Consider the following 25,606-nt stretch of genomic DNA (forward strand, 5'->3'; position numbering starts at 1 on the left):
CATGGAAATCTATCTGGACGCCAACGCCACAACCCCCGTTCTTGCCCAGGCCCGCGCCGCGGCACTCGCCGCCATGGCCGGCGATTTCGGGAACCCCAGCAGCATCCACACCACCGGCCTGAAGGCCCGGGCGCTGATGGACGCCGTGCGCGCCCGCGCCCGCCGGGTGATCGGCGCGCCCTCGGGGCAGCTGCTGTTCCTCAGCGGCGCGACCGAAGGCATCCAGACCGCCGTGCTCTCGGCCCTGAGCGCGCTGCGCGCCCGGCGCCAGGCCGGCGATACCGCCGCCGATCTGCTGCTCTACGGCGCGACCGAGCACAAGGCCGTGCCCGAGGCGCTCCGGCACTGGAACGCCCTGCTGGGCCTGAACCTGGAGGTGCAGGCCATTCCCGTGGGCCGCGACGGCCGCCACGACCTCGGCTGGCTGCGCGCCCATGCGCCGCGCGCCGGCATGGTCTGCACGATGGCGGCCAACAACGAGACCGGTGTGGTGAGCGACCTCGACGGCATCGCCGCCGCGCTCGCAAGCAGCCCGGCGCTGTGGATGGTCGACAGCGTGCAGGCCCTCGGCAAGCTGCCGCTGTGGCTGGGCGAGCGGCCCATCGACTACGCGCCCTTCTCCGGCCACAAGCTCTATGCGCCCAAGGGCATCGGCATGCTGTACGTGCGCCAGGGCGCGCCCTTCACGCCGCTGATGGCCGGCGGCGGCCAGGAAGACTCGCTGCGCTCCGGCACCGAGAACATGTCGGGCATCGCGGCGCTGGGCGCCGTGCTGGAGGCGCTGGAAGAAGGGACCACCTTCCAGGACCACGGCACGCTCACCGCCTACCGCGACCGCCTCGCCGCCGCGCTGCGCGATGCCTTCCCGGGCTTGGTGTTCAACGCGCCGCCCGAGCTGTCCCTGCCGACCACGCTGAACTTCTCGGTGCCCGGCCTGAGCTCCAAGCTGCTGCTGGACCTGTTCGACGCCGCCGACATGCGCGTCAGCGGCGGCTCCGCCTGCGGCGCGTCGAAGGCCCGGCCCAGCTACGTGCTGGAAGCGATGGGGCTGCCCGCGTGGCGCACCGCATCGGCGGTACGGCTGTCCTTCGGACCGGCCACCGACGACGCCTTCATCGACGAGGCCTGTGCCCGCATCGCCTCGTGCGGCGAATCGCTGCGCGACAGCTGCCTGAGCACCACGCCGCAGAGCCATGCGCTGCCGCCCGAGCGGCTGACCCGCTTCGTGGTGGACGGCGCCTGCTGCTACCTGCTGGCCGATGCCGCCAGCCGCCGCTGCGTGGTCATCGACCCGCTGCCCGAACTGACCGGCCAGCTCACGCAATGGCTGGGCTGCCACGGCTACACGCTGGCCGCCGTGCTCGACACGCACAGCCACGGCGACCACGCCTCCTCGGGCCCCGAACTGCTCGCCGCCGTGCCCGAATCGCAACGCGAAGCCGGCCCCGTGGATGCGCTCGGATGGCCGCAAGGCGCACAGCAGATCGACCTTGGCACGCAGTGGCTCACGCGGCTGGCGCTGCCCGGCCACACCGCCGACTCCACCGCCTACCTGCTGCACGACGCCGGCGGCCTGCGCCTGGCCTTCGTCGGCGACACCGTGATGCCCGGCGCGCTGGGCCGCAGCGACTTCGCGCAGAGCGAGCCGATGGCCTACGGCCCCTCGCTGCTCAAGTTGCAGCAGGCGCTGCAGCCCGGCACCCTGATGCTGCCGGGCCACGACTACGACGACCGCTTCGCGGCCACGCTGGATACCGAATGCGCCGCCCAGCCGCTGCTGAAGCAGGTTCTTTCCGGCGCCCTCGACGCGGCCGGCTTCGCGAGCGCCAAGCAAGCGCTGGAGCGCGGCCTCGCGCTCACCGAGTACCGGACCATGGCCTGCGGCGCCCGCGTCGACACCTGCACCTCCGGCCCGGCCCTCGACCTCAAGCCCGAGGCGCTGGCAGCCCTGCAGCAGGCGCACCCCGGCCTCGTGCTGGTCGACGTGCGCGAGCCCTACGAGCAGCGTGTCGGCCACGCGCCCGTGCTCGACGCGGCGACCCGGCTGCAGGCCGTGCCGCTGTCGAGGCTGCCCAACGCCCTGCCCGACTGGCTGGCGCTGCCCGAACAGACGCCGGTGGTGTTCTTCTGCCGCAGCGGAAACCGCAGCGCGCAGGCCGCCAGGGCGCTGCGCCGGCTGGGCCATGCGCAGGCATGGAGCCTGGCCGGAGGGCTCGCGCTGTGGCCGCGAGAATCGTCCGCCGAAGCGCTGCATGCGCAGGCCGTCTGACTTTCGAAGGCTTCAGTGAATCTCCGCCGCAACTTTCTCCTCACCGCTTGCGCACTCGGCGCACTGCCGGCTGCCTTCGCCCAGCGCCGCTCCGATTCCGTCGAAGGGCGCTTCGGCAAGCTCGACGGCATGCGCTTCGAGCAACTGCCCTTCCAGGACGCGATCAAGGTCGTACATGGCAACGGCAAGCGGCGGATCGCGGTGTTCTCCGACCCGAACTGCGGCCACTGCAAGCGTGTCGACAAGGACCTGAAGGCGCTCGACAACGTCACGGTGCACGTGTTTCTATATCCGGTGCTGGGCGAGGATTCGTCGGCCAAGGCGCGCAATCTGTGGTGCGGCAAGGACAAGGCCGCGGGCTGGGAAGCCTGGATCGAGAAAGGCACCGAGCCCGCCGCAATCGCCGGCGGTTGCGATGCATCGGCGCTGCAGCGCAATGCCGCGCTCGGGCGCAGGCTCGGCATCCGGGGCACGCCCGCGCTGGTCTTCGGCGACGGCACCTTCGTGCCGGGCGCGATTCCGGCGCGCTGGATCGAACAGCTGCTGGCAGGCAGCGACCGGAGCTAGGGCGCTTCGGTGCCACGGTCGGGCGACGAGCCGCTGCGCACTACGCGCTGGTCGTCATCGAGCGTGGCGGTGAAGACCATGGCGGAGTTAGGCGGCTGCACCCAGCGCCACTCCCATTCGGTCTCGCGCCTGAGCGCATAGGGCGTGACCTTGGCGGGCTTGCCCAGCATCTTGCGCAGGTCTTCCATCATCATCCCGGGCTGCACCTTCGCGAAGTTCTCGGGCGTGAGCACCTGGCGCAGGGCGCTCATCTTGCCGTCGGTGCCGATGGTGATCATGTAGTTCTTCTGGCCCGCGGGCTGGCGGTTGTACTCGAACACGCGGGCGCCGCCGGGGGCGTCCCAGACGTTCTCGGGCTGGCCGAAGCGTGCCCGCACGTCGGCCTCGGTGGAGACGCCTTCCTCGAGCTCGCTGATGTTCTTCGAGTCGCAGGCTGCCAGCCCGATCGCCGCCGCCAGGCACCCCGCCACCATGCCGATCCGCCATCCCAGAATTCGCTCCATGCCGTCCCCGGTAAAATTCGCACCAACAAAGGTCCAGTCTATGTCCATCTTCCGCCGCCCCCACTACACCTCCGAGATCACGAACTTCATCGAGGAAATGAAGGAAAAGAAGCCCACGCTGGAAGCCGAGCAGCGCGCTGGCCGCGCCCTCCTCTGGGACAAGCACCTCGACCGCAGCCTGCTCGAGGAGTACAGCGAAGCCCGCGTGCCGATGCAGCCCTACGTCTACCAGACCCAGGCCAAGTAACTCCCCGATGCCGAATCGGCAGCACCCACCCGTCCGCATTGCGCCGATTGCTATTGAAACAATAGCGGCAACCCAATGAAGAGCGACGAGGACAACGGCACGCTGGTGGTCGACATGCCCGAGGTGGTCGATCAGGTCGCGCTCGCGAGGCTCTATGGAGAGCCGCTCTTCGCGATGCCGAAGGACCTGTACATCCCGCCCGAGGCGCTGCAGGTGTTCCTGGAAGCCTTCGAAGGCCCGCTGGACCTGCTGCTCTACCTGATCCGCAAGCAGAACTTCAACATCCTCGACATCCCGATGGCGGGGCTCACGCGGCAGTACCTGAGCTACGTCGACGAGATCCGCCAGACGAACCTCGAGCTCGCGGCCGAATATCTGCTGATGGCAGCGATGCTGATCGAGATCAAGTCGCGCATGCTGCTGCCGCCCAAGAAGGTGGCCGACGGCGAAGAGGCCGAAGACCCGCGCGCCGAGCTCGTGCGCCGCCTGCTCGAGTACGAGCAGACCAAGCTGCAGGCCGCCGCCATCAGCGCCATGCCGACTTACGGGCGCGACTTCTGGAAGGCGCAGGTCTACATCGAGCAGTCGCTGAAGCCGCGCTTTCCCGACGTGGACGTGATCGAGCTGCGCGACGCGTGGGCCGACATCATGAAGCGCGCCAAGCTCGTGCAGCACCACAAGATCTCGCGCGAGGAGCTCAACGTGCGCGAGCACATGAGCATCGTGCTGCGCCACCTGCAGGGCCAGCGCTTCGTCGAATTCGAGAAGCTCTTCGACGTGTCGCGCGGCGTGCCGGTGCTGATCGTCACCTTCATCGCGATGCTGGAGCTTGCGAAGGAGACGCTGATCGAGATCACGCAGGCCGAGGCCTTCGCCCCCATCTACGTCAGATTGGCTTATTCGCCAGCCTGACCCAACCGGTCCCCATACCCAGTGACTTCCGTCGTGCGCGACTTCGACGTCCTCATCGTCGGCAGCGGCCTGGCCGGCCTCTCGGCCGCGCTGCACCTGGCGCCCACGCACCGCGTGGCCGTGCTGACCAAGCGCGCGCTGAACGACGGCTCCAGCGCCTGGGCGCAGGGCGGCATCGCGGCCGTGCTCGCGGCGGGCGACAGCTTCGATGCGCACGTCGAAGACACGCTGGTGGCCGGCGCCGGCCTGTGCGACCCCGAGGCCACGCGCTTCGTGGTCGAGCATGCGCCCGAAGCCATCGGCTGGCTGCGCGAGTTGGGCGTGCCCTTCTCGGAAGAGTCCGAGGAAGCCGGCGGCGGCCTGCACCTGACGCGCGAAGGCGGCCACAGCCAGCGGCGCATCGTGCACGTGACCGACGCCACCGGCGCGGCGGTGCAGCAGGTGCTGATCGAACGCGTGCGCCGCACGCCGAACATCGCGCTGTTCGAGAACCACACGCTGGTCGACCTCATCACCGGTCCGAAGATCGGGCTCGACGACCCCGCCTGCCTGGGCCTGTACGCGCTCGACGGTGAAACCGACGAGGTGCTGGCCTTCCGCGCGCCGCACACCATCCTGGCCACCGGCGGCGCGGGCAAGGTGTACCTGTACACCACCAATCCCGACACGGCCACCGGCGACGGCATCGCGGCCGCGTGGCGCGCGGGCGCCCGGGTGTCGAACATGGAGTTCATCCAGTTCCACCCGACCTGCCTGTACCACCCGCACGCGAAGTCCTTCCTGATCAGCGAGGCGGTGCGCGGCGAAGGCGGCCTGCTGAAGTTGCCCGATGGAACCCGCTTCATGCCGAAGCACGACGAGCGCGCCGAACTCGCTCCGCGCGACGTGGTGGCCCGCGCCATCGACTTCGAGATGAAGAAGCATGGCCTGGACTGCGTGTACCTCGACATCTCGCACCAGCCGGCAGCGTTCCTGAAGGAACACTTCCCCAACATCATGGCGCGCTGCCTGGAGCTGGGCATCGACATCACGCGCGAGCCCATCCCGGTGGTGCCGGCCGCGCACTACACCTGCGGCGGCGTGCTCAGCGACCTGAGCGGTCGCACCGACGTGCCCGGCCTCTACGCCATCGGCGAGACCGCCTGCACCGGCCTGCACGGCGCCAACCGGCTGGCCAGCAACTCGCTGGTCGAGTGCATGGTGTTCGCGCGCGCGGCGGCTGGCGCCATCGCCTCGGCACCGGTGCGCGAGCGCGCCGAACTGCCCGCCTGGGACGACAGCCGCGTCATCGACGCCGACGAGACCGTGGTCATCTCCCACAACTGGGACGAGCTGCGCCGCTTCATGTGGGACTACGTCGGCATCGTGCGCACCAACAAGCGCCTGGAGCGCGCGAGCCATCGCATCGCGCTGCTGCAGGCCGAGATCCAGGAGTTCTACGCGAACTTCCACGTCACGCGCGACCTGCTCGAACTGCGCAACCTGGTGCAGGTGGCCGAGCTGATCGTGCGTTCCGCGCAGGCCCGCCACGAGAGCCGTGGCCTGCATTTCAGCCGCGACTACCCCTCGCTCGCCGAGCCCACCGCGCCCACGGTGCTGGTGCCTCCGGCAGACCGATAACCCTCACCCGTTCGTTTTTCTTCACTCAAGGATGCCCGGCCACCGACGCCCGCAGGGAGAAACCCAACCATGTCGAACATCACCCCAGCCAACACCCCCGTCACGGAAGCACCACCGGCCTCGCCCTACGGCACGCTGCCGCCGGCCTCCCCGCCTGCCTCGCGCAAGCCCGTGAGCCTGCCGCGCCTGGCCGACATGCACGCGCGCGGCGAAAAGATCGCGATGCTCACCGCCTACGACGCCACCTTCGCCGCCATGGCCGACGCGGCCGGGGTCGACTGCCTGCTGGTCGGCGACTCGCTCGGCATGGTCTGCCAGGGCCTGAACAGCACGGTGGGCGTGAGCCTGGACACCATGCGCTATCACACCGACAGCGTCTCGCGCGGCCTGCGCCGGGTGCAGGGCACGGCCTGGCTGATCGCCGACCTGCCCTTCGGCAGCTACCAGGAATCGCGCGAGCAGGCCCTGCGCAGCGCCACCGTGCTGATGCAGGCCGGCGCGCACATGGTCAAGCTCGAAGGCGGCGGCTGGACCGCCGACACCGTGCGCTTCCTGGTCGAGCGCGGCATTCCGGTGTGCGCCCACCTTGGCCTCACGCCGCAGACGGTGCATGCGCTCGGCGGCTATCGCGTGCAGGGCAAGGGCGACACCGCCGGCGCGCTGCTGAAGCAGCAGGCCCACGAACTGCAGGACGCGGGCGCCGCGATGCTGGTGCTGGAGATGGTGCCCGCCGCGCTGGCCGCCGGGCTCACCGGCGAGCTGAAGCACTGCGCCACCATCGGCATCGGTGCCGGCAAGGCCACCGCCGGACAGGTGCTGGTGCTGCACGACATGCTGGGCATCAACCTCGGGAAGATGCCGAAGTTCGTGCGCAACTTCATGGCCGACGCGCCGGGCGTGCTGCCCGCGCTGAAGGCCTACGTTCAGGCCGTCAAGGACGGCAGCTTCCCCGACGACCGACTCCACGCCTGGTAAGGAAGGAAACCCTCATGTACATCGCACACACCATCGCCGAACTTCGCGACCACCTGGCCGCCTTCAAGCGCCCCGCCTTCGTCCCCACCATGGGCAACCTGCACGACGGCCACCTGGCCCTGGTGAAGCAGGCCAGGCCGCTGGGCGACGTGACCGTGGCCAGCATCTTCGTGAACCGCCTGCAGTTCCTGCCCCACGAAGACTTCGACACCTACCCGCGCACCTGGGACAGCGACTGCGAGAAGCTGCGCTCGGCCGGCTGCGACGTGCTGTTCGCGCCCGACGAGAAGGCGCTCTACCCCGAGCCCCAGACCTGCAAGGTGCATCCCGACCCGGCGCTGGCCGACATCCTCGAAGGCCACTTCCGCCCCGGCTTCTTCGTCGGCGTGTGCACCGTGGTGATGAAGCTCTTCCAGTGCGTGCAGCCGCGCGTGGCGGTGTTCGGCAAGAAGGACTACCAGCAGTTGATGATGATCCGCCACATGGTCCGGCAGTTCGCGCTGCCGATCGAGATCGTTGGCGGCGAGACCTTCCGCGCCACCGACGGCCTCGCGCTCTCGTCGCGCAACGGCTACCTCAGCGAGAGCGAGCGCGCCGAGGCGGTGCAGCTGTCGAAGGCGCTGAAGGCGATGGCCGAAGCAGTGCGCTCGGGCGAACGCGACCTGGCGGCCATCGAGACGCGTGCCATGCAAACGCTGGCCGAACGTGGCTGGCAGCCCGACTACCTGGTGCTGCGCCGCCGCACCGACCTGCAGGCGCCCACGGCCGGCGACCCGCTGGTGGCGCTGGCCGCCGCGCGGCTGGGCACCACGCGGCTGATCGACAACCTCGAAATCGACACGCCGGCGCCATGACATACAGCGTCAAGGAAATCTTCTACACGCTGCAAGGCGAAGGCGGCCAGGCGGGCATGCCGGCCGTGTTCTGCCGCTTCGCGGGCTGCAACCTCTGGACCGGCCGCGAGGAAGACCGCGCCTCGGCCATCTGCCGTTTCTGCGACACCGATTTCGTCGGCACCGACGGCACGCTGGGCGGCAAGTTCAAGACCGCCGATCTGCTGGCCGACACCATCGCCGCGCAATGGCCGGCCACCGATGCCGACCACCGGCTGGTGGTGCTGACCGGCGGCGAGCCGCTGCTGCAGGTCGATGCCGCGCTGGTCGACGCGCTGCACGCGCGACGCTTCCGCATCGCGGTGGAGAGCAACGGCACGGTCGAGGCGCCCGAGGGCATCGACTGGCTGTGCATCAGCCCCAAGGCCGGCGCGCCGTGGGTGCAGCGGCGCGGCCAGGAGCTGAAGCTGGTGTGGCCCCAGCCCGGCATCGACCTCGACGCCATGGCGCGAACCGGCGAGTTCACCCACCGCTTCCTGCAGCCCATGGACGGGCCCGACCAGCTCGCGAACACCGAGCTTTGCATTGCCGAGTGCATGAAGCAGCCCGTGTGGCGCCTCAGCGTGCAGACCCACAAGATGACCGGCATCCGCTGAGGCGGCCGCCCCGACCGCCCCCGCCCCTTTTCCCCCTGAGTTCTTGTTTTGACGATGCGATTCACCATCAGCCAACGCTTCTTCTTCGATGCCGCCCATACGCTCAAGCGCGAGATCGAGGCCGAAGGCAGCCGCCGTATCCACGGCCACACCTATCACGCGGAGGTGTGGCTTTCGGGCGAGCGCGATCCTGTGACCGGCATGGTGATCGATCTGGGCCTGCTGCGCCGCCGGCTCGAGGAAGTGCGCGAGCAGCTCGACCACCATCTGCTGGACGACGTGCCGGGGCTGCATCCGCCGACGCTGGAGAACCTGTGCGTGTTCATCGCGGATGCGCTGCCGGACCTGCGGCCCACGCTGGCGCGCGTGAGGGTGTGGCGCGAGGCGCTAGGCGATTCCTGCACGGTGGAGTTCTAGGGTCTTGCTCCCTCTCCCCTCGGGGAGAGGGTTGGGGTGAGGGTGAGCGGCATCAACGGCCGCGCGATGTTGCAAGGCCCTCCCCCTCACCCTAGCCCTCTCCCGCAAGCGGGAGAGGGGACAACACCTCAGGCGGCGCCGATGCCTGCTACCAGGCTGCCAGGCGCCTGCCCGTTCTTCAGCCCGGCCGTGAACGCCAGCATCCGGTCGATGGGCACCCGCGCCCGGCGCCCCAGCGCCGGATCGACATGGATCTCGCCCGCGCCCGTCTCCAGCGCGTTCGCCAGCTCCACCAGCCCGTTCATCGCCATCCAGGGGCAATGCGCGCAGCTCTTGCAGGTGCCGCCGTTGCCGGCCGTGGGCGCCTCGATGAAGACCTTGCCGGGGTTCAGCGTGCGCAGCTTGTGCAGCATGCCGCTGTCGGTGGCGACGATGAACTCCTTGGCATCCATCCGCTGCGCGGCGTTGAGGATGGCCGAGGTGGAGCCGACCGCGTCGGCCAGCGCGATCACGTCCGAGGGCGACTCGGGGTGCACCAGCACCTTGGCCTTCGGGTGCTCCTTCATGAGGAGTTCGAGCTCCAGCGCCTTGAACTCGTCATGCACGATGCAGGCGCCGTTCCAGCTGACCATGTCGGCGCCGGTCTGGCGCTGGATGTAGTCGCCCAGGTGTCGGTCGGGGCCCCAGAGAATTTTTTGCCCCGCCGCGTGCAGCGCGTTCACCACGTCGAGCGCGCAGCTGGACGTGACCAGCCAGTCGGCGCGCGCCTTCACGGCGGCACTGGTGTTGGCGTAGACGACCACGGTGCGGTCGGGATGCTGGTCGCAGAAGGCGCTGAACTGTTCGACCGGGCAGCCCAGGTCGAGCGAGCAGTTCGCGTCGAGGTCGGGCATCAGCACGCGCTTCTCGGGCGACAGGATCTTGGAGGTCTCGCCCATGAAGCGCACGCCCGACACCACCAGCGTCTGCGCGGCGTGGTCACGGCCGAAGCGCGCCATTTCGAGCGAGTCGCTCACGATGCCGCCGGTTTCCTCGGTGAGGTCCTGCAGGTCGGGGTGCACGTAGAAGTGCGAAACCATGACCGCATTGCGTTCGCGCAGCAGGCGGCGAATGCGCTCCTTCAGCGCGATGCGCTCGTCGGGCGATGGCTCGGGCGGCACGCGCGCCCAGGCGTGGCGTGTGTCGCAGACGGCGCCGGCCCTGGTTTCGGCGGGCTGCTCGTAGTCGACGTCGATGACCGTGGACGACATGGGCGGATCAGCCTTCCTGGAAACGCATCGAGTAGTCGATCGCCTTGACGTCCTTGGTCAGGGCACCGATCGAAATCCGGTCGACCCCGGTTTCGGCCAGGGCGCGCAGGCCGTCCAGTGTGACGCCGCCGGAAATCTCCAGCACGGCCTTGCGGTCTTCGCCGGCCTCGTCGTTGATGCGCACGGCCTCGCGCAGCGTGGGCAGGTCCATGTTGTCGAGCAGCACCATGCGCGCGCCGGCATCGAGCGCCTCGCGCAGCTGGGCCAGCGTCTCGACTTCGACCTCGACGAACTCCGCCTTCGCTGCCACGGGTGCCACGGCGCGCAGGGCCGCGGCCACGCCGCCGGCCGCTGCGATGTGGTTTTCCTTGATGAGCACCGCGTCGTAAAGGCCGATGCGGTGGTTGAGGCCGCCGCCGGTGCGCACCGCGTACTTCTGCGCGAGACGCAGGCCCGGGATGGTCTTGCGGGTGTCGACGATGCGCGCGCGAGTGCCGCGCACGGCGTCCGCGTAGATCGCGGTCTTGGTGGCGACGGCGCTCAGCAGCTGCAGGAAGTTGAGCGAGGTGCGCTCGGCCGTCAGCAGCGCGCGGGCCGAGCCTTCGATCTCGAGCACGGTCTGGCCGGCCGCGCAGCGCTCACCCTCGGCGCAGAGCCACTGGATGCGCACCTGCGGATCGAGCTGCCGCAGCGTGGCTTCGACCCAGGGCGCGCCGCAGACCACCGCCTCCTCGCGCGCCAGCACGCGGGCGCGAGCGCTGCGGGCGGGGTCGACCAGCGAGGCGGTGAGGTCGCCGTCGGCGACGTCTTCCTGCAATGCACGGGTGGCATCGGACAGGGCCAGCGCGGCCACGGCCGACGCTGAAAAATCAAAGCGAAGGCTCATGGCTCTCTTTGTCTCTGCGTTTTTCTCAGGGGGATTGACGAGGGGAAGCGGCGGCCCCCGACTGGGGCTGCTGCACCGATTCCGGCACCGGCTCGCGGCCGACGAGGGCCGCCACGGCGTCTTGCGGGCTCATGCGGCCGTCGAGCAGCGCGACCACGCCTTCGGCGATGGGCATCTCGATGCCCAGGCCGCGCGCGCGCTGCACCACCGTGCGGGCGCAGTACACGCCCTCGGCCACGTGGCCCAGCGAATCGACGGCCTGCGCCAGCGTGCGGCCCTGCGCGAGCAACAGGCCGACCTTGCGGTTGCGCGACAGGTCGCCGGTGGACGTGAGCACCAGGTCGCCCAGGCCCGAAAGGCCCATGAAGGTCTCGGCGCGGGCGCCCAGCGCAAGGCCGAAGCGCGTCATCTCGGCGAGGCCGCGCGTGATGAGCGCCGCGCGGGCGTTGAGCCCGAGCGCGAGGCCGTCGCACAGGCCGGTGGCGATGGCCAGCACGTTCTTGACCGCGCCGCCCACCTCCACGCCCACGATGTCCTCGTTGGCGTAGACGCGCAGCGCCGGGCCGTGGAAGGCGTCGACCAGCGTGTCGCGCACGGCGGCGTGCGGGCTGGCGGCCACCAGCGCGGTCGGCCGCCCTTCGGCGACTTCCTGCGCGAAGCTGGGGCCGCTGAGCACGCCAGCTCTCAATTCAGGAGCAACCTGCGCCCAGATTTCATGGGCCAGCAGGCCGAAGGATGCGGGGGAGGAAGCATCGAGCGCGGGCTCGACGCCCTTGCACAGCCACGCCACCGCGGCGCTGGTGCCGCGCAGCGCGACGAGCTGTTCGCGCAGGGCGGCCATGGGGGTGGCCACGATGACGAGGTCGGCGCCGGCCTGCGCCTGGGCGATGTCGCCGGCGCGCACGGCCAGCGAGGCCGGCAGGGCCAGCCCGGGCAGGTAGCGGGAATTTTCTCGCGCGGCCGACATGGCGTCGGCCTGGGCGGCGTCGCGCGCCCAGAGCGTGACTTCGTGGCGGGCCGCCGCGTTGACCGCGACCGCCGTGCCCCAGGCGCCGGCGCCATGAACGCAGATCTTCATCGGCGTCGGTGGCTGCTGCGGCTGTACGGCTTCAAGCCGCGATTACTGCGCCAGCGAGGGCGCAGCCTGTCCGGCGGCCTGGGCCTGCTGCTGCTCGTACATGGCCTGGAAGTTGATTTCGGCCAGGTGCACGGGCGGGAAGCCGCCGCGCTGGATCACGTCGGCCACGTTGCCGCGCAGGTAGGGGTAGACGATCTGCGGGCAGGCGATGCCCAGGATGGCGCCCATCTGCTCTTCCGGCAGGTGGCGGATCTCGAAGATGCCGGCCTGCTTGGCCTCGACCAGGAACACGGTCTTGTCGCCGATCTTGGTCTGCACGGTGGCCGATACGGTGATCTCGAAGATGCCTTCAGCCACGGGCTGGGCGTCCACGCCGAGCTGGATGTCGACGGTGGGCTGTTCCTGCTCCAGCAGGATCGCGGGCGAATTGGGCTGCTCGAGCGACAGGTCCTTGAGGTAGACGCGCTGGATCTGGAAGACGGGATCTTGGGCTTGCTGGTCGGCCATGGCTGAACTTTCGAGGATCAAAACAATGCCCGCTGGGGAGGGGGTCCCGCAGCGGGCTGCAGATGAGTGAACTGGCGATTATGGCCCCGCCGAAAGACGGCTCCGGGTCAGGACCGGTTTCAGGCGCCCTGCAGCAGCGGAACGAGCCCGCCGCGGCTGTCGAGCGCCATCAGGTCGTCGCAGCCGCCCACGTGGGTGTCGCCGATGAAGATCTGCGGCACCGTGCGGCGCTGGGTGATCTCCATCATGGTGTTGCGGGCCTGGGGGTCGGTGTCGATGCGGATCTCCTCGATCTGCTCGACACCCTTGGACTTCAGGATCTGCTTCGCGCGCGTGCAGTAGGGGCAAACGGCGGTGGTGTACATCTTGACTGCTTGCATACGCTCTACCTTGGGAGGCCTCAGGCTTTTTCAACCGGCAGGTTAGCGTCTTTCCACGCCTTCAGCCCGCCGGACACCGCTTGGGCCTGCTCGTAGCCCAGCTTCCTGGCCACGGCCACGGCGCGCTGGGCGCGGGCGCCGGTGGCGCACACCAGCAGCAGCGGCACGTTCTTGTTCTTGACCGCGCCGGTGAGTTTTTCCTCGAGCTGGTTCAGGGGAACATTCTTGGCACCGATCATGTGGCCGGTGGCGAATTCTTCGGGTTCGCGCACATCGACCAGCACCGCGCGCTCGCGGTTGATGAGCTGCACGGCGCCCTGGGCCGTGAGTGTTCCGCCGCCCGCCCCTCGCACCAGCGGCCAGGCCAGCATGGCTCCCGAGCTGAGCGCGATCAGGATCAGCATCCAGTTCGCGGTGACGAATTCGATCAATTTCACGGGGGTTCCTTGAATGGCAAACCGGGGATTTTAGAATGCGAGGTTTCGCAAGCGCAGCCAAAGGCCTCCCACATGCACAAACTGGTATTGATCCGTCACGGTGAATCGACCTGGAATCTCGAAAATCGCTTCACCGGATGGACCGACGTCGACCTGACCGAAACCGGGGTCGAACAGGCCAAGCAGGCCGGCCGGCTGCTGAAAGCCGAGGGCTACGACTTCGACGTCGCCTACACGAGCGTGCTCAAGCGCGCCACCCGCACCCTGTGGCACACGCTCGACGAACTCGACCGCACCTGGCTGCCCGTGGTGCATTCCTGGCGCCTGAACGAGCGCCACTACGGCGGCCTGCAGGGCCTGAACAAGGCCGAAACCGCCAAGAAGTACGGCGACGAGCAGGTGCTGGTCTGGCGCCGCAGCTACGGCACCCCGCCCCCGCCGCTGGAAGCCGACGACCCGCGCAGCGAGCGCGGCGACGTGCGCTACGCCAAGCTCTCGCCCGAGCAGATCCCGCTGACCGAGTGCCTGAAGGACACGGTGGCGCGTGTGCTGCCCTTCTGGAACGAATCGATGGCGCCGGCCATCCGCACCGGCCGCCGGCTGGTGGTGGCGGCCCACGGCAACTCGATCCGCGCGCTGGTGAAGTACCTCGATGGCATCTCCGACGATGCCATCGTCGGGCTGAACATCCCGAACGGCATTCCGCTGGTCTACGAGCTCGACGACGACCTCAAGCCGCTGCGCCACTACTACCTCGGCGATGCCGCGGCCGCCGAAAAGGCCGCCGCTGCGGTGGCTTCGCAAGGCAAGGGCTGAAAACGCCCGCCAGGAGCGCCTTGTAAAAGCCCCCGTCCGGCGCTCCACCCGTGGAACCCCGGCAAACAATTTGCTTCCAAGCTGTGTATATTGGACTGACAGCCGCCGACAAGGACAACCACTCATGATGGGCCAGAAACTCAAGATCACCGGCTGGGTCGCCGCCGGCGCCGTTGCAGGCGTCCTGACCACCGTCTCGCTGCAGACCGTCGCTCGCGGTTCGCTCGCGCCCCTGCCTCTCGAGGAATTGCAGCAACTCGCCGCCGTCTTCGGAATGGTCAAGAGCGACTACGTGGAGCCGGTCGACGAGAAGAAGCTGATCTCCGACGCCATCTCGGGCATGGTCGCCGGGCTCGACCCGCACTCACAGTACTTCGACAAGAAGTCCTTCAAGGAATTCAGGGAAGGCACCACCGGGCGCTTCGTCGGCGTGGGCATCGAGATTTCCCAGGAAGACGGCCTCATCAAGGTCGTCTCGCCCATCGAGGGCTCCCCCGCCTTCCGCGCGGGCCTCAAGCCCAATGACCTGATCACCAAGATCGACGACACCGCCGTGCGCGGCCTGTCGCTGAACGAGGCGGTCAAGCGCATGCGCGGCGAAGCCAACACCAAGGTGCTGCTGACCATCTTCCGCAAGGACGAGAGCCGTACCTTCCCCGTGACCATCACGCGCGAGGAGATTCGCACGCAGTCGGTCCGCGGCAAGATCATCGAGCCGGGCTACGGCTGGATCCGCCTCTCGCAGTTCCAGGAACGCACCGTCGACGACTTCGTCAAGAAGATCGACGAGATGTACAAGGAAGACCCGAACCTCAAGGGCCTGGTGCTCGACCTGCGCAACGATCCGGGCGGCCTGCTCGACGCGGCCGTGGCGGTGTCGTCGGCTTTCCTGCCCGAGAACGTCACCGTGGTGACCACCGACGGGCAGCTGGCCGAGAGCAAGGCGGTCTACAAGGCGGCCCCGGAGTTCTACCAGCGCCGTTCGGGCAGCGATCCGCTGCGCAGCCTGCCGGCCGCGCTCAAGACCGTGCCTCTGGTGGTGCTGGTGAACGAAGGCTCGGCTTCCGCCAGCGAAATCGTGGCCGGCGCGCTGCAGGACCACAAGCGCGCCACCATCATGGGCAGCCAGACCTTCGGCAAGGGCTCGGTGCAGACGGTGCGTCCGCTCGGCCCCGACACCGGCCTGAAGATCACCACCGCGCGCTACTACACGCCCAGCGGCACTTCGATCCAGGCCAAGGGCATCGTGCCCAACGTGCTGGTCGACGAAAGCGCCGAGGGCAGCCCCTTCGCCGCCCTGCGCATGCGCGAGGCCGACCTCGAGAAGCACCTGGCCAGCGGCCAGGGCCCCGAAGTGAAGGACCCGGAACGCGAGAAGGCCCGCGACGAAGCCCGCAAGCGCCTCGAGGAAGAAGCCAAGAAGCCGCCGCAGGACCGCAAGGTGCCCGAGTTCGGCACCGACAAGGACTTCCCGCTCGTGCAGGCGCTCAACCGCCTGAAGGGCCAGCCAGTGCTCGTGAGCAAGACGCAGGTCATCGTCGACAGCAAGGAAGAGAAGAAAGAGAACTGAGCCCGGCAAGCCGGTTCTTTACGGGAATACCGCGGAACCGGCTTTGCCGGGCCGCCGGTATTGCCCCCGGTGGGGGGTGGGCGGCCACACGAAGCGGGCAAGCCTGGGGGCGAGCATGAATGACCACGATCTGCTGCGCTATTCGCGCCACATCCTTCTCGAAGAATTCGGCATCGACGGGCAGGCCCGCGTCAGTGCCGGACGGATTCTCGTCATAGGCGCCGGCGGGCTGGGCTCGCCGGTGGCCCTCTACCTCGCGGCAGCGGGGGTCGGGCGCATCGTGCTGGTCGACGACGACGAGGTCGACCTCACCAATCTCCAGCGCCAGGTGGCCCACACCCACGCGCGCGTCGGCCTTCCCAAGGTCGAATCAGCCGCGCAGGCCATGCGCGACATCAACGCCGATATCGCCATCGAAACCCACGCGCTGCGCGCCGACGAGGCGCTGCTGTCGCGCCTGGTCGCCGAGGCCGACGTGGTGGTCGACTGCTGCGACAACTTCGCCACCCGGCAGGCGGTCAACCGTGCCTGCGTGGCGCATGCAAAGCCGCTGGTGGCGGGCGCGGCGATCCGTTTCGACGGCCAGTTGAGCGTCTACGACACCCGCGACGCCGGCTCACCCTGCTACGCCTGCCTGTTCCCGCCCGACGCAAGCTTCGAGGAAACGCGCTGCGCGGTGCTCGGCGTGTTCGGCCCCGTGGTGGGCACCATCGGCACGCTGCAGGCCAGCGAGGCGCTGAAGCTGCTGGCCGGCATCGGCCCATCGCTGGCGGGCAAGCTGCTGATGTTCGACGGGCGCAGCACCTCGTTCGAAACGCTGCGCGTGGCGCGCGATCCGCACTGCAGCGTCTGCGCGCAGCGCCCCGTACCGTCCCACTCTAACTAGGGCTGCCGCCTAGGGCTGCCGGGCACCCCTGGCCCGGGAAGCGCCCTTGGCCGCCGCCCCTGCCGTGGGCTTGTTCGCCTGCGCCACCACGCCCTTGCAGTCGGAATCCTCGCCCGGCCCCGTCTCTATGGTCGCGGCCAGTGCCAGCAGCGGATTGACCGCGCCCAGCGCCAGCGCGGCCAGCCCGCGCCCGGCCAGCGGCCCGACCTCCAGACCACCCTTGGGATCGCCGAAGGTGCCGCTCACCACCAGCGGGGTGCGGATCGACAGGATGTTCTTGCTCTTGGGCTCCGGACGGATCACGAAGTCCAGGCCCTCGGTCGCCAGGTTGGCCTGGCCGGTGGCGATGAACACGGCGTTGGTGGTGTCCACCACCAGCGTGCGGCCGGTCATCAGGCCCTTGTTGACGTCGAAGGCCAGCGCCGCGCACCGCAGCTCCACGTTGCGGTCGCCGCGCAGCATGAACTTGATGATGTCGCCGCCCACCAGGGTCGCGAACACCGGCAGCAGATTGCCGAACTGGCCGCGCCCCGAGATGACCGCCACGTCGCCCGACACGCCCCCGAGCCAGTTCGCCACGGTACTGCCTGAGCCGGAGAGATTGATGCGCCCGTCCAGTCGCCCCACGCTGTTGCCGGTGGTCTCCAGCTTCGGGAACAGGCGCGCGAGCTGCATGGCGCGGGCATCGAGCGAGGCGCGGATGTCCGCCGGGTTCTTCGAGCCGTCGATGCGGATCGCACCGCTCAGCCGGCCGCCGGCCACGCCCAGGTCGAGCGGGTCGAGCGTGAGCACGCCCTCGGCCAGCTTCACCTGCACGCTGCCGCGTTCCAACGGCACGTCGCGCACGTTGCGGATGCGCTCGGCGGTGTACTTCACGTCGGCATTCATCGCGCGCAGGCGCTCGAAGTCCAGCGGCGCCGTGGGCAGCACCTTGCCGCCGGGGCGCCTGACCTGGGTGACGGTCGGCGGCGGCGCAACGCCTTCCACCGTGGCGGCGGTGCGCGCGGTGGGCGGCAGGCCGATCAGCGGGCCGAGGTCGTCCATGTCCATCACGTTCGAGCGCAGGTCGCCCGACAGGTGCGGCAGCTTGCCGGCCTGGTCGAAGCGCATGTCGCCCGCGATGTCGGACAGGCCCAGCCGGCCTTTGAGGCCGGAGGCCTCCCACAGCTTGCCGCGCTTGTCGAGCTTGCCGCTCAGGGTGTAGGGCGAGGTCTGCGGCAGCGCGATGCCCAGCAGCGGGAACAGCGCGCCCAGCGTCTGGCCCTTGATGTCGAACCTGGCGTCGATGCCGTCCAGGTCCGACAGGCGGGCGACCGTACCAGCCGCCTTCAGCTGCGTCTGGCCTGCGGCGGCGCGGATCTCGACCGGAAAAGGCGGCGCGTTCGTGGCCTCGATCTGGAGCACGTTGCCGGTGCGCCCGCTGGCGGTCAGCGGCTGTCCCTTGTAGCGGCCCTTGATGCGGTAGTCCAGCGGCATCTCGCCGCGGCTGCTGTCGTAGTTCAAGTCGGCGTGCAGGTCGACGCCCAGGTGCTTGGCGAGAAAGTCGACCGCGCCGCTGTCGACCTGCACCTGGCCGATGGTGGGCACGGTGCCGCCTTCGGAGCTGTCCTTGCCTTCCTTGCCCAGCGCCCAGGTGCGGCGGCCGTCAGCTTCCATCTGCAACCCCACCGTGGGCGAGGAAAGCGCCAGCCTGGGAATGACGATGCGGCTCGAGATCAGGGGCCAGAGGCGGATGTCGAAGTCGGCGCGCTCCGCCTTCACCAGATACGGGTCGCGCGCCCACGAGGGGTTGGCGAACTCGATGCCGTCGAGCCTCACGGTGGCCTGCCGCCACCCGAGCCCCACGTCGAGCCGGCGGGTGATCTCGAACTTGCGGCCGGTCTTCTCGCTGACGTAGCGGTTGACCGGCTCGCGCAGCACGTCCCAGGGGAAGAAGGCGAGCACCACGGCCAGCACCGCGAGCAGCAGCACGAAACCCGCCAGCAGCTTCTGCCAGAACGGCCGCCCCGACGGAAGGCCGGCCTTGCTCGTTGCGTTCGTCGTTGCCATGAGGCCCCTTTTAACTCACGAGGAGCCTGGGCCACGGTCGGAGGCGAACCGCAGGGATCGTGAGGTATTGCCTACTGTTCGCACCTCCAGGCCCTGAGTCGGAACCCGCCTACAGCCGCCCGCCGCTGAAGCTTGCATGATGCGTGCGGGAGACGCAGCAAAGTCCTTGGGGCAGGCACTCCCGCCAACGCCAACGATGGCGCTCAACGCGTCTGCCAACCTCGAGGAAGAGCGGTTCGGCATGGATTCCAGATTGCAGACTTATGTTGTCGAAGACAACCTCACCATCCGGGAAAACCTCATCGGCACGCTGGAAGAACTCACCTGTGCCAATGTCGTCGGCTTTGCCGAAACCGAAAGCGGCGCGCGTGCATGGCTGCTCGGGCACGATGGCGAGTGGGATCTCGTCATCGTCGACCTCTTTCTCAAGCAGGGCAGCGGCCTCGGCGTTCTGCAAGCCTGCCAGGCCCGCAAGCCGGTGCAGAAGGTGGTGGTGCTCAGCAACTACGCGACGCCCGATATCCGTCGGCGCTGCGCCGAATTCGGCGTGGACGCGGTATTCGACAAGTCCAACGAGATCGACGCACTGGTCGAGTTCTGCCTCGTCCAGGCCCGCGACCGCGCTTCGCGCTCCTCGCCCGGCGCCACGGGTTGAGCCACGAGAAGAAGCCGCCTTGGCCCCCTCCCCTGCCCACCAGCCGATCTCAGTCGATCAGCTTGTTCTTCAGCGCGTAGTAGGTGAGGTCGCTGTTGGAGGAGAGGTTCATCTTCTCCATCAGGCGCGTGCGATAGGTGCTCACGGTCTTGACCGACAGGGACAGCGTCTTGGCGATGTCGCCGGCGGTCTCGCCCTTGGCGAGCTTCAGGAACACCTGGAATTCCCGCTCCGAGAGCTGCTCGTGCGGCGCGGCGTCGTCCTTGCGGTCGAGCTGGCGGGCCAGCAGTTCGGCCACGGCGGGCGTGATGTAGCGCCGGCCCAGCGCGATGGTGCGGATGGCGTTGACGATCTCGATGGGATCGCACTCCTTGTTGAGGTAGCCGCTCGCGCCCTGACGGATCAGGTTCATCGCGTAGTGCTCCTCGGGGTAGCCGCTCAGGATGAGGATGCCCACGTCCGGCGCCTTGGCGCGGATCATGGCGAGGGCATCGATACCGCTTTGCCCGGGCATCGAAAGGTCCATGACCAGCACATCCAGCTCCGTGGTGCGCACCAGTTCGATGGCTTCGCGGCCGCTGGCTGCCTCGCCCGCCACGCGCAGGTCCACGTGCTCGGAGAAGAACTGCCGGAGGCCCGATCGCACGATGGCGTGGTCGTCCACAATTCCGATTTTGATCATTTGTTACTTTCGTCGTTGTGTTGCGCACCCGAGGGCCGCAACATGCCAGGTCCCTGATTGTTGTCAATTATTCACGAACTTGCGCCGCAAGCAGCCTTGAAAGTTTCATGCACTGGTTAGCCCCTCCAAGAATGGCTGTGAGCCTGTTGCTCGCGGCGCTGGCCGCGCTGGCCCTCGTCGGTATCAACGAGGCCGGCTACCGGCAGTCCAGCCGCGCCCTCGCCGACATCGACGAGGCGCAGCAGGTGCGCAGCAAGCTCAACCAGATCCTGCAGAACATGCTGGACGCCGAAACCGGCCAGAGAGGCTACCTGCTGACCGGCGAGCCAAGCTACCGGAAACCCTACGACGACGCGGTCAAGCAGGTCGACGGCCACCTCGCCACGCTGCGCCGCCTGTATGCCGGCCGGCCGGCCGAACTCGGCCAGCTGGCCGAGTTGTCGAAGCACGTGCTGCGCAAGATCGCCGAGATGGACATGAGCGTGCGCCTGCGCCAGGACGGCAAGGAGGACGCCTGGAAGTTCGTCATCACCACCGACGTGGGCAAGGAGGAGATGGAAGCCATCCGCGCCACGGCCGGCGAGCTGGTGAAGATCAGCGACGGCACTCTGCATCAGAGCCAGGCCCAGGTGCTGCGCTCGTTGCAGTTGGCGCGCATCGGCACCTCCATCGTGGCGCTGGCCGCGCTGTTCGCCTTCTTCCTGTACCTGCGCCAGACGCATGCGCTGCGCTCCATCGGCGAGCGCCAGCAGGAGGCTCTGCAGCGCGAGCGCAACGCCCTGGAAGACGAGGTCCGCGAGCGCACCGCCTCGCTGGCCGAGCTGGCCACGCATCTGCAGGACGTGCGCGAGACCGAACGCGGCTTCCTCGCGCGCGAACTGCACGACGAGCTTGGCTCCCTGCTCACTGCCGCCAAGCTCGACGTGGCGCGGCTGAAATCGCGGCTGGCAGATGCTCCCGACGCGATCCAGCGGCTGCAGCACCTGACCGAACTGCTCAACAGCGGCATCGCGCTCAAGCGCCGCATCATCGAGGACCTGCGGCCGTCGTCGCTGTCCAATCTCGGGCTGGTCGCTTCGCTGGAGATACTGGGACGCGAGTTCGGCGAGCGCTCGGGCCTCCAGGTGGAAATGGTGCTCGAGCCGGTGAGCATGGACGAGTCTCGCCAGCTCACCATCTACCGGATGGTGCAGGAGAGCCTCACCAATATCGGCAAGTACGCCGAGGCCACGGAAGCCACGATCGTCATGAAGAACTACGACAACCACGTGGTGGTGGAAGTGGCGGACAACGGCAAGGGCTTCGACACCCAGCGCATGCGGCCTTCCACGCACGGTCTCGCCGGCATGCGGCATCGCGTGGAGGCCGCGCGCGGCAAGCTCACGATCGCATCGGCACCGGGCAAGGGCACGCGGCTGAGCGCCATGCTGCCGGTCGTCAAGCCGGCCTGAGCCGGGCGATGCGGCACTTCCGCACACGCCAGCCGCGAGGCCACTCGGCCATCTCCTACGCACCCCGCCCCCGGCCGCTGACAGGTCCGGCACGGGCCTCCACTTAAGGTTGCATCCATGGCATCGGTGCTTTCCTCTTTTGGGATTCGGCCGGTGCGATGTTTCCAAGACAACGAGCCAAGCCTCGAAGGAGTTCCACATGCTGCACTACGCCGTGGTGTTTCTGGTCATCGCCCTGATCGCTGCCCTCTTCGGGTTCGGCGGCATCGCCGCCAGCGCGGTCGGTATCGCCAAGATCCTTTTCGTGATCTTCGCGATCCTTGCGATCGCGAGCTTCCTTGCCGGCTTGCTACGACGCAAGTAGCGTCGTTACGATCAACGGGCTTGCGCATTTCACTTTTCCGGAAAGGACTTTCACATGAACACGACGACCAAGACTCCCTCGCAACTCGCCGACGAAGCGCGCCAGACCGCCCGTGACGCGGTCGAGACCACGCGCGCCTACGCACAGAACGCGGTGAATGCGGCGGGCGAAAAGGTCCGCGACCTGCAGCGCGATTCCGAGCCGGCCGTCGAGCAACTGGCAGCCCGCGTGCAGCAAGCCGTTCAGCGCGGCCTGGACGCCGCGTCCACCACCAGCGCACGTGCGCAGCGCCGCCTCGAGCAGGCGGCCGACGTGACCGGCCGCTACATCTCCGACCAGCCCGTGCGCTCGGTGCTTCTGGCCGCCGCCGCCGGCGCAGCCATCACGGCGCTCATCGTGCTGGCCAGCCGCCGCAGCCGGGACGACTACTGATCCAGCAAGAGGCTTCTGTCGTCGATCGATCCCGGCACCATGCTCCATCCCCTTTTCTCCACGGTGCTCGGGCATCCGGAACTCGTCGCTGAACACCTCGCCAACTACGCCGCCCTCGTCCGGCAGGAATCAGCTCAGGCGGGGCGCGGCATCGCCGCACGAATCGTCGCCGCCGTGCTGGCGGTAGCCACCGTCACGCTGGCCCTTGGGCTGATCGGCGTGGCAGTCCTGCTCGGCGTGATGCACGGCAGCTTCCACTGGGTGCTGTTGGCCGTGCCGGGCGTGGCCGTGGTGATCGCGGCCATCTGTACCTGGTACGCGACGAGGCCCGCACCGAACTACGCCTTCGAAGACCTGCGCTCGCAGCTCGACGCCGACCTGCAGGCCCTGCGCGAAGCCGGAGCAAGCCATGACCGCTTCTGATCGCCGCCACCCGCAGCAACTGACCCCGCAGCAGCGCCTGGCCCTCTCGCGCCGTGCGCTGGTGCGGCAGCTGAACGGCGGTGTCGACGACGAAAGCTACGACCGCAACGACGGCAGGTTCCGTCTGGATGATCCGGACGACCTGGAATACGCACACCACGAAGCGCAGGCCGCCGGCCGGCGCCCAGCCCACCCGCAAGACAGAGGAGAGGGAAACCCGGGAGGACAAGGAGAAGGCGGAGGAAGAAGAAGAAACGGGAACGTGTGGCTCGCCGTGGGCCGCAGCGTGCTCGAACGCTGGTGGCGCAGGCATCCCGCGCATGCGGTCGGACAGCTGGCGCGCCCGATGCTCGAACACTATGCCCGCAAGGAACCGGCCAAGCTGATGGCCGCCGCGGCCGCCACCGGCGCGGTGCTGGTGCTGGTCAGGCCCTGGCGCCTGCTGTCGGCAACGGCGGTGCTCGCGGCGGTACTGAAGACATCCGACGTGGCCGACCTCATCAACACCCTGATGAGCAAGACCCCAAGTTCACCTCGCCCCCCACGAAAGGACTCTCCATGAAAACCGACGTTTCTCCCGCATCGACCTCCAAGGCCGCCGGCCGCAAGCACCTGGCGCTCGACCAGAGCGGCCTCGACGCCGCCCGCAAGAGCCTGGACGACGGCGCCGTCACCCCGAGCTACGGCCCCTGGCGCGACGACGTCGTCAAGCTGCTGAACGATGCGCTGGCCACCGAGCTGGTCTGCGTCCTGCGCTACAAGCGCCACTACTTCACGGCCAACGGCGTCGAGTCGCCCGCCATCGCCGACGAGTTCCTGGTGCACGCCAACGAGGAATCGGCCCATGCCGACCTGATCGCCGAGCGCATCGTGCAGCTCGGCGGCGAACCCGACTTCGCGCCCACGCACCTGCTGGACCGCAGCCACGCCTCGTACGACGAATCGACCGATCTCCAGTCGATGGTGCGCGCCAACCTGATCGCGGAACGCATCGCGGTGGAGTCGTACCGCCAGATGATCGCGTTGATCGGCGACAAGGACCCGACCACGCGCCGCATGCTCGAAGGCATCCTGGCCGACGAGGAGGAGCATGCCGACGAGTTGAAGGACTGGCTCGGGCATTGACGAGCGAGCGACCGCTCGGCCCATGAAGGAAAGCCCGGCACTGCCGGGCTCAGACTGCTGACGAACCCCCCGTTTTCTGGAACGCGGGGTTTTTTCTTTCAGGTGAAGCTGATTTCGCGACGATGGGGCCACAGCCCAGCGACAGCGACCAAGTAGCGCTCCAAGAGCCTTTTCATGGCTGCGCAGCGCCTGRCGCGACATAAAAGCGCCCTCATGCGCGCCAGCAGCAGCGCGATCTTCTTGATGTTCTGCGCGGSCGCGGCCAGCAGGCACTGCTCGGCCACCTTGCGCAGCCCGCGCATGCGCGCGTAGCGGTGGCCGTGCAACTGCTTGGCGTCGGCGAAGCTGCGCTCCACTGTCTCCTTGCGCCGCGCGTACAGCCGCTGGCCCTCTGGCGTCAGGCGCCTGGCATCCACACGCTCCTTGGCCCACTCCCACACGTGGCGCACCACCACCTTCTGCGCATTGGCGCTGTTCGTGCATTGCGTGCGCACGGCGCAGCACCGGCAGATCGCAGGATCGGACTTGTATTCGCGGTAGCCCACACGGTTGGTCGTGCTGTACGCCAGCGCCTGACCGGACGGGCAGACGTACTCGTCAAGGTAGCGGTCGTACACGTACTGGCGCTTGTAGAAGGTGCCTGGCTTGTGGTTCGGCGTGCGGTAGCCCATCACCCCGGCAATACCTCGCGCCTCCAGCCCCTGGCAGATCGCCGGCGTGAAGTAGCCCGCATCCAGGCCCACGGCCTGCACCTGCAGGCCGAAGCGCTCGCGCTGGCGGTCCAGCCGCCCCAGATACGGCTGGCTGTCGTGCACCGAGGCCGGCGTCACGTGCGTGTCGGTGATGATGGCGTGCCTGGCGTCCACCGTGCGATGGTCCAGGTAGAAGAAGCCTCGGGGCTTGTCCTCGCGCACCATGAAGCCGCTGTCGGGGTCTGTGCGGCTGCGCTTGATCTCCTTGCCCGGCCCCGGCGTGTCGTCGTCATCGCGCGCCAGAGGCTTCTTGCCGTGCGCGGCGCGGTCCGCATCCACCGCCGCGTCCAGCTCGCCCAGGTACGCCGAGGGCGTCTGCTGCACTTGCACCACATCGAACTTGCCCTTGTTGGCGTTGGCCTTCAAGTGCGTGCTGTCGGTGTACAGCACCCGGCCCTCGACCATGCCGTGGTCGATCGCCTGGCGCACGATCTCGTCGAAGACCTCCTGGTACACGCTGGTGTCGGTGTAGCGCCGTCGCCGGTTCTGCGAGAACGTGGACGCATCGGGGACCTTGTCGGTCAGGCGAAAGCCGGCAAACCAGCGATAGGCCACGTTGACCTGCACTTCGCGCATCAGCTGCCGCTCGCTRCGCACCCCGAACAGGTAGCCCACCAGCAGCAGCTTGAACATCACCACCGGATCGAGCGCCGGGCGGCCGTTGTCGGCGCAGTACAGGTGCGAAACCTTCGCTCGGATGAACTCGAAATCCACCGCCGCATCGATCTTGCGCAGCAGGTGATCCTGCGGCACCAGCATCTCCAGCGTCACCATCTCCAGTTCCTGCTGCGCAGGTGTCGGGCTCTTGAGCATCCCGCCATTAAAAAGCACAAAACCCTCGCAACGCGAGGGCTTGAGGGTTTG

At 68.4% G+C, this 25,606-nt stretch carries 29 protein-coding genes; 19 read left to right on the plus strand and 10 right to left on the minus strand.

Annotated elements, in window-relative coordinates; all coding sequences use genetic code 11:
- Nucleotide 1: 1 nt before the first annotated feature.
- Nucleotides 2–2,269: an aminotransferase class V-fold PLP-dependent enzyme gene (locus tag QMO14_RS24430; protein WP_301510313.1), complete on the plus strand. Its 2,268-nt coding sequence runs from the start codon at nucleotides 2–4 to the stop codon at nucleotides 2,267–2,269.
- A 15-nt stretch (nucleotides 2,270–2,284) separates the two neighbouring features.
- Nucleotides 2,285–2,836: a DsbC family protein gene (locus tag QMO14_RS24435; protein WP_301510315.1), complete on the plus strand. Its 552-nt coding sequence runs from the start codon at nucleotides 2,285–2,287 to the stop codon at nucleotides 2,834–2,836.
- Here the strand turns inward: QMO14_RS24435 and QMO14_RS24440 are convergent.
- Nucleotides 2,833–3,309, minus strand: coding sequence for an outer membrane protein assembly factor BamE (locus QMO14_RS24440; RefSeq protein ID WP_301510347.1), 477 nt, complete (start codon nucleotides 3,307–3,309; stop codon nucleotides 2,833–2,835). The two genes, QMO14_RS24435 and QMO14_RS24440, sit on opposite strands and share 4 nt — an antisense overlap.
- A gap of 70 nt (nucleotides 3,310–3,379) precedes the next feature.
- Between QMO14_RS24440 and QMO14_RS24445 the strand changes: the two genes are divergently transcribed.
- From QMO14_RS24445 to QMO14_RS24475, 7 genes are all read left to right on the plus strand, one after another.
- Complete coding sequence (locus QMO14_RS24445) at nucleotides 3,380–3,586, plus strand: DUF3460 family protein (RefSeq protein WP_093058036.1); 207 nt, start codon at nucleotides 3,380–3,382, stop codon at nucleotides 3,584–3,586.
- 75 nt (nucleotides 3,587–3,661) lie between these two features.
- Nucleotides 3,662–4,498 carry a ScpA family protein gene (locus tag QMO14_RS24450; RefSeq protein ID WP_301510318.1) on the plus strand — a complete coding sequence of 279 codons (837 nt, stop codon included), beginning with the start codon at nucleotides 3,662–3,664 and terminating at the stop codon, nucleotides 4,496–4,498.
- 33 nt (nucleotides 4,499–4,531) lie between these two features.
- Entirely contained in the window at nucleotides 4,532–6,118 is a 1,587-nt protein-coding gene (gene nadB, locus QMO14_RS24455; RefSeq protein ID WP_301510349.1) for an L-aspartate oxidase, read from the plus strand.
- A 69-nt stretch (nucleotides 6,119–6,187) separates the two neighbouring features.
- Complete coding sequence (gene panB / locus QMO14_RS24460; protein ID WP_301510319.1) at nucleotides 6,188–7,093, plus strand: 3-methyl-2-oxobutanoate hydroxymethyltransferase; 906 nt, start codon at nucleotides 6,188–6,190, stop codon at nucleotides 7,091–7,093.
- 14 nt (nucleotides 7,094–7,107) lie between these two features.
- Entirely contained in the window at nucleotides 7,108–7,947 is an 840-nt protein-coding gene (panC, locus tag QMO14_RS24465; RefSeq protein ID WP_301510321.1) for a pantoate--beta-alanine ligase, read from the plus strand.
- Complete coding sequence (gene queE, locus QMO14_RS24470; protein ID WP_301510323.1) at nucleotides 7,944–8,582, plus strand: 7-carboxy-7-deazaguanine synthase; 639 nt, start codon at nucleotides 7,944–7,946, stop codon at nucleotides 8,580–8,582. Before panC ends, queE begins: the two co-directional genes overlap by 4 nt.
- A gap of 54 nt (nucleotides 8,583–8,636) precedes the next feature.
- Nucleotides 8,637–8,999, plus strand: a complete 363-nt coding sequence (locus tag QMO14_RS24475) for a 6-carboxytetrahydropterin synthase (RefSeq protein ID WP_301510325.1) — start codon at nucleotides 8,637–8,639, stop codon at nucleotides 8,997–8,999.
- 128 nt (nucleotides 9,000–9,127) lie between these two features.
- Here the strand turns inward: QMO14_RS24475 and nadA are convergent, their stop codons facing one another.
- The 6 genes from nadA to QMO14_RS24505 form a co-directional block, all read right to left on the minus strand.
- Nucleotides 9,128–10,249 carry a quinolinate synthase NadA gene (gene nadA, locus QMO14_RS24480; protein WP_301510327.1) on the minus strand — a complete coding sequence of 374 codons (1,122 nt, stop codon included), beginning with the start codon at nucleotides 10,247–10,249 and terminating at the stop codon, nucleotides 9,128–9,130.
- Between the two features lie 7 nt (nucleotides 10,250–10,256).
- A complete protein-coding gene (nadC, locus tag QMO14_RS24485) occupies nucleotides 10,257–11,135 on the minus strand; it encodes a carboxylating nicotinate-nucleotide diphosphorylase (protein WP_301510329.1) in 879 nt (292 codons plus the stop codon).
- Nucleotides 11,136–11,160: 25 nt separating this feature from the next.
- Nucleotides 11,161–12,213: an NAD(P)H-dependent glycerol-3-phosphate dehydrogenase gene (locus QMO14_RS24490; RefSeq protein ID WP_301510331.1), complete on the minus strand. Its 1,053-nt coding sequence runs from the start codon at nucleotides 12,211–12,213 to the stop codon at nucleotides 11,161–11,163.
- Nucleotides 12,214–12,255: 42 nt separating this feature from the next.
- Nucleotides 12,256–12,720, minus strand: coding sequence for a protein-export chaperone SecB (gene secB, locus QMO14_RS24495; protein WP_125946789.1), 465 nt, complete (start codon nucleotides 12,718–12,720; stop codon nucleotides 12,256–12,258).
- Nucleotides 12,721–12,839: 119 nt separating this feature from the next.
- On the minus strand, nucleotides 12,840–13,100 hold the full coding sequence (gene grxC / locus QMO14_RS24500; protein WP_106937051.1) for a glutaredoxin 3: 261 nt from the start codon (nucleotides 13,098–13,100) through the stop codon (nucleotides 12,840–12,842).
- 20 nt (nucleotides 13,101–13,120) lie between these two features.
- On the minus strand, nucleotides 13,121–13,528 hold the full coding sequence (locus QMO14_RS24505) for a rhodanese-like domain-containing protein (protein ID WP_301510351.1): 408 nt from the start codon (nucleotides 13,526–13,528) through the stop codon (nucleotides 13,121–13,123).
- 81 nt (nucleotides 13,529–13,609) lie between these two features.
- On the opposite strand from QMO14_RS24505, the gene gpmA reads away from it, so the two are divergent.
- The 3 genes from gpmA to QMO14_RS24520 all read left to right on the plus strand — a co-directional run bounded on the left by gpmA (nucleotide 13,610) and on the right by QMO14_RS24520 (nucleotide 16,809).
- On the plus strand, nucleotides 13,610–14,353 hold the full coding sequence (gpmA, locus tag QMO14_RS24510; protein WP_301510335.1) for a 2,3-diphosphoglycerate-dependent phosphoglycerate mutase: 744 nt from the start codon (nucleotides 13,610–13,612) through the stop codon (nucleotides 14,351–14,353).
- 127 nt (nucleotides 14,354–14,480) lie between these two features.
- A complete protein-coding gene (locus QMO14_RS24515) occupies nucleotides 14,481–15,923 on the plus strand; it encodes a S41 family peptidase (protein ID WP_301510352.1) in 1,443 nt (480 codons plus the stop codon).
- Between the two features lie 115 nt (nucleotides 15,924–16,038).
- Nucleotides 16,039–16,809: a molybdopterin-synthase adenylyltransferase MoeB gene (locus QMO14_RS24520; RefSeq protein WP_301510337.1), complete on the plus strand. Its 771-nt coding sequence runs from the start codon at nucleotides 16,039–16,041 to the stop codon at nucleotides 16,807–16,809.
- 9 nt (nucleotides 16,810–16,818) lie between these two features.
- Here QMO14_RS24520 and QMO14_RS24525 read toward each other — a convergent pair whose 3' ends face one another.
- Nucleotides 16,819–18,858 carry an AsmA family protein gene (locus QMO14_RS24525; protein WP_301510338.1) on the minus strand — a complete coding sequence of 680 codons (2,040 nt, stop codon included), beginning with the start codon at nucleotides 18,856–18,858 and terminating at the stop codon, nucleotides 16,819–16,821.
- 241 nt (nucleotides 18,859–19,099) lie between these two features.
- Here QMO14_RS24525 and QMO14_RS24530 point away from each other — a divergent pair, with 241 nt between their 5' ends.
- Nucleotides 19,100–19,513 carry a response regulator transcription factor gene (locus tag QMO14_RS24530; RefSeq protein ID WP_301510353.1) on the plus strand — a complete coding sequence of 138 codons (414 nt, stop codon included), beginning with the start codon at nucleotides 19,100–19,102 and terminating at the stop codon, nucleotides 19,511–19,513.
- Between the two features lie 49 nt (nucleotides 19,514–19,562).
- Here QMO14_RS24530 and QMO14_RS24535 read toward each other — a convergent pair whose 3' ends face one another.
- Nucleotides 19,563–20,195, minus strand: coding sequence for a response regulator transcription factor (locus QMO14_RS24535; protein WP_019656595.1), 633 nt, complete (start codon nucleotides 20,193–20,195; stop codon nucleotides 19,563–19,565).
- A gap of 131 nt (nucleotides 20,196–20,326) precedes the next feature.
- On the opposite strand from QMO14_RS24535, the gene QMO14_RS24540 reads away from it, so the two are divergent.
- From QMO14_RS24540 to QMO14_RS24565, 6 genes are all read left to right on the plus strand, one after another.
- Nucleotides 20,327–21,646, plus strand: a complete 1,320-nt coding sequence (locus QMO14_RS24540) for a CHASE3 domain-containing protein (protein ID WP_301510340.1) — start codon at nucleotides 20,327–20,329, stop codon at nucleotides 21,644–21,646.
- Between the two features lie 199 nt (nucleotides 21,647–21,845).
- Complete coding sequence (locus tag QMO14_RS24545) at nucleotides 21,846–22,010, plus strand: DUF1328 domain-containing protein (protein WP_007837165.1); 165 nt, start codon at nucleotides 21,846–21,848, stop codon at nucleotides 22,008–22,010.
- A gap of 54 nt (nucleotides 22,011–22,064) precedes the next feature.
- Complete coding sequence (locus QMO14_RS24550; protein ID WP_176663088.1) at nucleotides 22,065–22,442, plus strand: hypothetical protein; 378 nt, start codon at nucleotides 22,065–22,067, stop codon at nucleotides 22,440–22,442.
- Nucleotides 22,443–22,481: 39 nt separating this feature from the next.
- Nucleotides 22,482–22,865 (plus strand): phage holin family protein, encoded by a 384-nt coding sequence (locus tag QMO14_RS24555; RefSeq protein WP_301510342.1) that lies wholly within the window; start codon nucleotides 22,482–22,484, stop codon nucleotides 22,863–22,865.
- Nucleotides 22,852–23,427 carry a hypothetical protein gene (locus tag QMO14_RS24560; protein ID WP_301510344.1) on the plus strand — a complete coding sequence of 192 codons (576 nt, stop codon included), beginning with the start codon at nucleotides 22,852–22,854 and terminating at the stop codon, nucleotides 23,425–23,427. The genes QMO14_RS24555 and QMO14_RS24560 overlap by 14 nt, the downstream gene beginning before the upstream one ends.
- Nucleotides 23,424–23,990, plus strand: coding sequence for a bacterioferritin (locus QMO14_RS24565; RefSeq protein WP_301510345.1), 567 nt, complete (start codon nucleotides 23,424–23,426; stop codon nucleotides 23,988–23,990). Before QMO14_RS24560 ends, QMO14_RS24565 begins: the two co-directional genes overlap by 4 nt.
- Before the next feature lie 98 nt (nucleotides 23,991–24,088).
- Here the strand turns inward: QMO14_RS24565 and QMO14_RS24570 are convergent, their stop codons facing one another.
- A complete protein-coding gene (locus QMO14_RS24570; protein ID WP_301510355.1) occupies nucleotides 24,089–25,555 on the minus strand; it encodes an IS1182 family transposase in 1,467 nt (488 codons plus the stop codon).
- Nucleotides 25,556–25,606: the final 51 nt, after the last annotated feature.

The organism is Variovorax sp. CAN15 (genome assembly GCF_030462475.1).
In the GTDB taxonomy this organism is placed as follows: domain Bacteria; phylum Pseudomonadota; class Gammaproteobacteria; order Burkholderiales; family Burkholderiaceae_C; genus Variovorax.